Annotated in this window: 8 protein-coding genes and 1 pseudogene; 2 read left to right on the forward strand and 7 right to left on the reverse strand. The window is 72.8% G+C overall.

Going from position 1 to position 5,999, the window contains the following annotated elements; all coding sequences use genetic code 11:
• Positions 1 to 918 (reverse strand): hypothetical protein (locus ABD54_RS24925; protein WP_047871992.1); only part of this gene is annotated, 918 nt, incomplete at its 3' end.
• Positions 919 to 1,568: 650 nt separating this feature from the next.
• Here ABD54_RS24925 and ABD54_RS24930 point away from each other — a divergent pair.
• Entirely contained in the window at positions 1,569 to 2,036 is a 468-nt protein-coding gene (locus tag ABD54_RS24930; protein ID WP_047871986.1) for a YkvA family protein, read from the forward strand.
• 138 nt (positions 2,037 to 2,174) lie between these two features.
• Here the strand turns inward: ABD54_RS24930 and rpsN are convergent, their stop codons facing one another.
• The 3 genes from rpsN to ABD54_RS24945 form a co-directional block, all read right to left on the reverse strand.
• Positions 2,175 to 2,480 carry a 30S ribosomal protein S14 gene (gene rpsN, locus ABD54_RS24935; RefSeq protein WP_047871987.1) on the reverse strand — a complete coding sequence of 102 codons (306 nt, stop codon included), beginning with the start codon at positions 2,478 to 2,480 and terminating at the stop codon, positions 2,175 to 2,177.
• Entirely contained in the window at positions 2,480 to 2,716 is a 237-nt protein-coding gene (gene rpmB / locus ABD54_RS24940; protein WP_047871988.1) for a 50S ribosomal protein L28, read from the reverse strand. The genes rpsN and rpmB overlap by 1 nt, the downstream gene beginning before the upstream one ends.
• 90 nt (positions 2,717 to 2,806) lie before the next feature.
• Entirely contained in the window at positions 2,807 to 3,901 is a 1,095-nt protein-coding gene (locus tag ABD54_RS24945) for a GTP-binding protein (protein ID WP_047871989.1), read from the reverse strand.
• A 157-nt stretch (positions 3,902 to 4,058) separates the two neighbouring features.
• On the opposite strand from ABD54_RS24945, the gene ABD54_RS24950 reads away from it, so the two are divergent.
• Positions 4,059 to 4,478 (forward strand): VOC family protein, encoded by a 420-nt coding sequence (locus ABD54_RS24950; RefSeq protein ID WP_047871990.1) that lies wholly within the window; start codon positions 4,059 to 4,061, stop codon positions 4,476 to 4,478.
• A gap of 66 nt (positions 4,479 to 4,544) precedes the next feature.
• On the opposite strand, the gene ABD54_RS24955 is transcribed toward ABD54_RS24950, so the two are convergent.
• The 3 genes and pseudogenes from ABD54_RS24955 to ABD54_RS24960 form a co-directional block, all read right to left on the reverse strand.
• Entirely contained in the window at positions 4,545 to 4,832 is a 288-nt protein-coding gene (locus tag ABD54_RS24955) for a YciI family protein (RefSeq protein ID WP_047871991.1), read from the reverse strand.
• Positions 4,833 to 5,001: 169 nt separating this feature from the next.
• Positions 5,002 to 5,175, reverse strand: a complete 174-nt coding sequence (locus ABD54_RS28675) for a hypothetical protein (protein WP_200904193.1) — start codon at positions 5,173 to 5,175, stop codon at positions 5,002 to 5,004.
• Positions 5,172 to 5,999 (reverse strand): annotated as a pseudogene (locus ABD54_RS24960) (hypothetical protein); the annotation flags it as partial. The pseudogene ABD54_RS24960 and the gene ABD54_RS28675, both read right to left, overlap by 4 nt.

Here is a 5,999-nt window from a genome sequence, read left to right on the forward strand (position 1 = left end):
TGGGCCCGCGGCGCCGCCGGGAAGGGGCTCGGCGCCTCCGGAGGAACCCGGAGCCGCAGGGGGACCCTGCCCGCCCGGAGCCCGGGGGCCGGACCGGGGAGCGGACTGCCGTGCGGCGGCGGCCGAGCAGAACGGGCAGGTTCTTGCCGACACGGGCTCGCCGCACCAGGAGCAGGAGGCGGCGCGGATGGAACTGGCGGCGTAGGCCAGGGCCTGCGGGTGGGCGCTCAGCGCCACGAACTCCACGTACTTGGCGGTTCCCCAGTACAGGGGGCCGAGCGGCTGGGCGGGTAGGGTGCGGGTCGCCACGGGCTGGATGGCCTGCGGGAGGTGGTCGTCGAAGACCCCGGTGATCCCGGGGTCGGGGGTGGAGCACAGCAGTTGGACCGGCTGCACGGGCCGGAAGGGCAGTGCGCGGGAGACGTCGGACGCGCGCATGCGTCCCACCTGGCGGGTGGGTGCGCAGTAGGCGAGGAAGGACACGGACGGGGCGTAGGAGCCCATGTGCTGGCGCATCGAGGTCGGGATGGTGGTCAGGCCGGAGACGCTCCTGAGCCAGGCGCCCGCCAGCAGGTGCCTGGGCAGTTCGTCGCACAGGGCGGCGACCATCCCCGGCGGCAGGTAGGGGGCGAGGTAGGCGAGCTGGTCGGCGACCAGGGACAGGGCCAGGGGCGACAGGTCGACACCGATCCCGGCGATGTGGTCGGTACGCATCGCGCCGCGGGCGAAGTTGACCGCGCGCTCGGCGTCCGCGGAGTGCCACGCGGGGTAGAGCGCCACGACCTTGCGTCCCGCCTCGACCTCCCCCCTGGCGAAGGCGACGAACGCTGCGCTGCGCTCGCCGACGCCCTCGCCGCGCATCGCGAACCGGTGGGCCCCGACCTCACCCACATGACCCGTGCTGGGGATGTCCGCCAACAGGGTGACGGTCGTCGCCGACCGAGGTAGGGCTCTGGACACTGGGCAAGCTCCATCGGTTCTGCGCGCTGGGGCGAGATGGCTGAGCGGCCTTGTGGAGGGAGGCGCTCGGACGCATCGTAACGAATGTGTGGCTGAGCGCGGGAGGTCTCGCGTTCGTCGCCCCGAAACGCGGGGTGGACGGTGGTGGAGTGGTCGGGGTGCGGGGGGTCGGCGGGGGTGACACGGGTGGCACCGACTCCGCGCTGGCCGAAGGGGATCGGATCGTGTCCGTGTGCACCGCCTCCTTCCTGGGCAGACGTGTTCCGTGTTGGCCGCATGTGGCCAACGCGTGGACAGATCGGTGCACGACCGTTTTCGAGTCGTATGGGTTCTGTGTTGGTTTGTGGGGTTTGGGGCGCCTCCCTGTGTCGTTTGGTGCCTCTCATCCTTTCTTCTCCAAGGATGCCCTTCCCCTCCCTTCCCCACCAGTCCCCTTCGCGGCCTGTGGACAACCCTCCCGGCTTCCGGACTCTCCTTCGGGGTCGAGGAAGGCTGGAGGGATGTAGCGCCGGTCACGTACGGGATTGGACCCGCGCCACGCGGGAACGAAACACGAAGGCTTCGCGTCATATCTTGATAAGGCACGCCCCCACTGAGGAGACCGAAAGATGCGCAAGGCAAACCGCGCCGCGGCGGGAGCCGCCGCCTGGCAGGTCGTCCGCAACACCGACAGCGACATGTCCGTCTGGCAGAGGGCCGGAGCCGTCCCGCGGATGATCGGCGCCAAGGCGCGTGGGCGCTACCCCGAGCTGAGCAGCGGCAAACTGCTCGGGATGCTCGCGCTGGTGGCCTACATCCTCTCCCCGGTCGACTTCGTCCCCGAACTGTTCGTCCCGTTGCTCGGCCTGGCCGACGACGTCGCCGTCGCCGTGTGGCTGACTACCATGGCGCTCGGCGAGAGCGAGCGCTTCGTGCTCTGGGAGCGCCAGAACCGGGCGCAGCAGGCCTTCCACGAGGCCAACCAGCCGGGCGGACACGACGACGGCGTGCGCGGCGGCCAGGCCGGACCGGAGCGGGGACACGGCGTATCCGGCCACGACGGCCACCGCTCCTCCACCGACGGCGCACGCCGCTGACCGCGGACGACCCCGGATCGCACCCGGACCGCGCACGGGCCCCGCGCGCACGGCGCGGGGCCCGTGGCGTCGGCGGATCCGGTCCAGCCGCAGGGCGTCGGGGGTCTCACAGCCGAGCGCGAACCGATCTCGCCCGCGTCACCAGCTGGACTTGGTCACCCCGGGCAGCTCTCCCCGGTGGGCCATCTCCCGGAAGCGGATCCGCGAGAGTCCGAACTTGCGCAGGTGCCCTCGCGGCCGCCCGTCCACGGCGTCACGGTTGCGCAGCCGGGTGGCGCTGGCGTCCCTGGGCTGCCGGTTGAGTTCGGCCACCGCCGCCGCGCGCTCCCGCTCACCGGTGTGCGGGCTGCGGATGATCCGCTTGAGTTCGGCCCTGCGCTCGGCGTAGCGGGCCACCACGCGCCTGCGCTGCTGGTCGCGGGCGATCTTGCTCTTCTTGGCCATCAGACCCTCCCGCCGCGGGCGCGGATCTGGGCGACCACCCGCTCGATGCCGCGGGCGTCGATCACCTTCATGCCCTTGGTGCTCACGCGCAGCTTCACGTAACGCCCCTCGCTGGGCAGCCAGTACCTCTTCGTCTGGATGTTGGGGTCGAACCGGCGCCTGGTGCGCCGGTGGGAGTGCGAGACCGAGTTTCCGAAGGCCGGAGCCTTTCCGGTCACCTGACAGACACGGGACACGGCGGTCCCTCCTCTCGTTCGCGGCCCGCGGATCCGCGGGCCGTTCGGGCTCCCCGGTGTCCGGGGCCTTCCCGTCATGGCGCCGTTCCCCTACAGGGCGTCGGCGAAGGGGTCGGACCGCAGCGGCTGCCCCGCCTCGTCCTCGGTCATCAGGCACGAGTCCAGCAGGGCCACGAGGCTTCGGGCGTCCAGGTCCACACCCGTGAACGCCAGGTGCTGGCCGCGGTCGCCGAGCACCGGGTCCCAGTCCAGGAGCGCCGAGACCCGGCGGGTCTCGGAGACCATCTCCACCGCTGCCTCGGGCAGCGCGCCCAGCCAGGGGCCGCCGCTCTCCAGCAGCAGGGCGTCGTTGTAGGCGTCCCACACCAGCAGGGTGTCCGGACGGCTGGCCAGCCAGATCCGGCCCCGGCCGCGCAGGCCCGCGGACACGATCCGCTCCAGCGCCTCGTGCAGCCGCACGGGGTGCAGAGGACGCCTGCGGCTCCAGGTCACCGTGCTCACCCGCCCGTCCGCGCGGTCGGCGTAGTGCGCCCAGGCCGGGTTGAGCCGGTGCGCGGCCGCCTCGGGGTCGAACCGGCCGTGCGTCAGGTCCGCCAGACCGCCGCCCGGGGGGACGACCACGGCGGCCGGGTTGAGGTGCTCGACCAGGGCGCGGGCCTCGTCGAGGTGGCGGGTTCCGTGCACGGCGACCGCCGACGGGTACTCGACCTGGTGGGCGAGAACCTCGGCGACCGTGCGCTCGTCCTCCACGGCGATGTCCAGGTCCCGGTCGCTCAGGTCGTCGTGTCCGGACAGGTCCGGCAGCAGGCGGTCGGCGTCCACCGCCGCGATGACCGCGGCCAGCCGCAGCTCCTCCCGGGCCGCGACGACCTCGGCGACCTGCCGGGGCTCGACCCCGTCCCAGGTCTCGACCACGCACAGGGTGTGCTCACCCCGCTCGGCCAGCCGCAGCAGCGTGGGCAAGAGGTCCTCGCGCAGCGTGCAGGACGCGCACAGGTGGTCCAGATGGACGCGGCTGTGGTCCACGGGGCCCCAGCGGTCACGGGTGACGCGGTGGACGATTCCCTCGGCGATCCCGTCGAGGTCGTGGTGCACGGCCACGGACCCCGGGACCTGCGCCAGCAGGTCGTCCACGCTGCGTCCGCGCGCGTGGCGGTGCAGGCCGCAGACCACGGCCACCCGCATGGGGGTTGTCGGCTCCATAGGGGTGCCCTTCTTTCTTGGAAAACGATAATCATTATCGTATAGCACCCGCGCGGCGCCCGGGGGAAGTCGGTTGCCATAATCACGATGTACGTAGTACTTTGAATGGAGTGGTTAGAGGCGATCCCCTGGAGGCACCGTGAAAATCGATCTCGTCGGACTGGCCGTGCTCTGCGACGACCCGCGCGCCAGTGCTGAGTGGTTCGCCGAGCACTTCGGCTTCGACGTCGACATCGACCTCGGCTGGTACCTGAACACCCAGCACGAGGACCACCCCAAGCTGTCGATCGACTTCGTACTGCGGGACCATCCGTCCACGCACGAGGTCCTGCGCTCGGGGAGGGCGGAGTCGCTGGTCGCCTTCCTGGTGCCGGATGCGGACGCCGAGGAGAAGAGGCTGCGGGAGGCGGGCGTGGAGGTGATCATGCCGCTGGTCAGCGAACCCTGGGGGCAGCGCCGCTTCCAGGTTTCGGGTCCGGAGGGCCTCTACGTCGAGATCCTGCAGATGGTGGCCCCCGACCCGCAGTGGATGAGGGACAACGGCCTCGCCGAGCAGTGACGCCGGGAGCCGCACACGCCGCGGGCCGGGACGGAACCGACTTCCGTCCCGGCCCGCGGCGTTCGCTCAGAAGTGCTCGGAGAGGGGGCCCAGTACCGGGGACCACTCCTTGACGGTCACCTCGGAGACCAGGCCCCGGATGCGGAAGGGGTCCTTCCCGGTCAGGGCGACGGCCTCGTCGCGGGAGTCGGCGCGGAGGAGCAGGAGGGCGCCGGGAGCGTCCTCCGGACCGAAGGGGCCCGAGCACAGGTTCGCGTCCTGCGCGGCCAGGTACTCGCGGTGCGCGGGGCGGTGCTCGTCGCGCGCGGCGGCGCTGTCGGGGGCGTAGGTGTAGGTGACGGCGAAGATCGCCATGGTTTTCCTCCCGGGGTGTGGGGCACGTGCGCGTGGAGCTGCCGCTGGTGCCGCGATCGCCGCCACTGTGCCACAGGCGCAGGTGGGAGGGCGCGGTCGGGGCGGGCGCCCCGCCGTCACGGATGTCCTCGGGGCTGTCAGGGGGCGCCCGCCGCGGTTCGGAAAGGGCTCAGGGGCCCTGGGCGATGCGGGACAGGGCGTGGGCCCACACGCCCTGGACGGCGATCACTCCCAGCCAGACCGCCGTCGCCAGAACGGCCGCGGTCACCGCGCCCGCGAGCGCGTACGTAGCCACGGTCACGGTCCGGCGCGTGCTCCGGTGCCCGGCGCCCCGGTAGGTCATCGGCTCTCCTCCGCGTACTCGGCGTGTTCCGGCCCCGTCCGCCGCGGCCGCGCGTAGCGGGGAGCGTGGCCCGGGAACTGGAACCCCTCCGATGCTCCGGGGCCCCCAGGCAGCCCCGGTGCTCCCGCTGTCCCGGGAGCCTCACCGGCCTGCGCCGTCCCGGCCGCTTCCTGCGACGCGGCGAGCATCGCGGTGAACGCGTCGTGCTCCCCGGCCAGCGTCCACCGCAGCAGGGCGTTCAGGCTCGGGTCGGCCCTCCCCTCCCGGTCGGTGACGGACGAGGTCAGGAACACCCGCGCCTCCCCGAAGTCGGCCTCGGCGTCCCGCAGCAGGTTCCCCAGTCCCAGGGTCCGCTCCGCCCACAGACGCGGGTCGGACTCCCCGGGCGCGATGGCCGTGCCCCGCACCAGGTCGCCGCGCGTGACCACCACCGCTAGACGGGCCTGGCGCAGTCCCCGCCCGCCCCGGCGCCGGGCCAGCATCCGGTACTGACGCCGGATCTCGTCGCGCACCGCCCCGTAGGCCAGTTCCGGGTCGCGGGTGTGCGACCGGTCCCCGGCCAGCCGGGCCCTCTCCCGTGCGGTCAGCGAACGCCACACCGACTCGATCCCCAACGGGTCCACCGCCAGCACGAACGTCGTCGCCCGGCCCAGGTAGGCCAGCTCCTCGACGGTCGCCGACCGGTTGAACCGCTCGCCCGCCGCGTCGAACAACTGCATGAGCAGGGTCCTGCCGCTCGCGCCCACCCGCACCGTCAGTCCCCGAACCTCGCGGCCCGGGGGGGTGGGCGCGGTCCGGGCCCCGGCCGCGAGCACCCGCCCGCC

It is taken from the genome of Nocardiopsis sp. RV163 (genome assembly GCF_001029525.1).
GTDB classification, from domain to species: Bacteria; Actinomycetota; Actinomycetes; order Streptosporangiales; family Streptosporangiaceae; genus Nocardiopsis; species Nocardiopsis dassonvillei.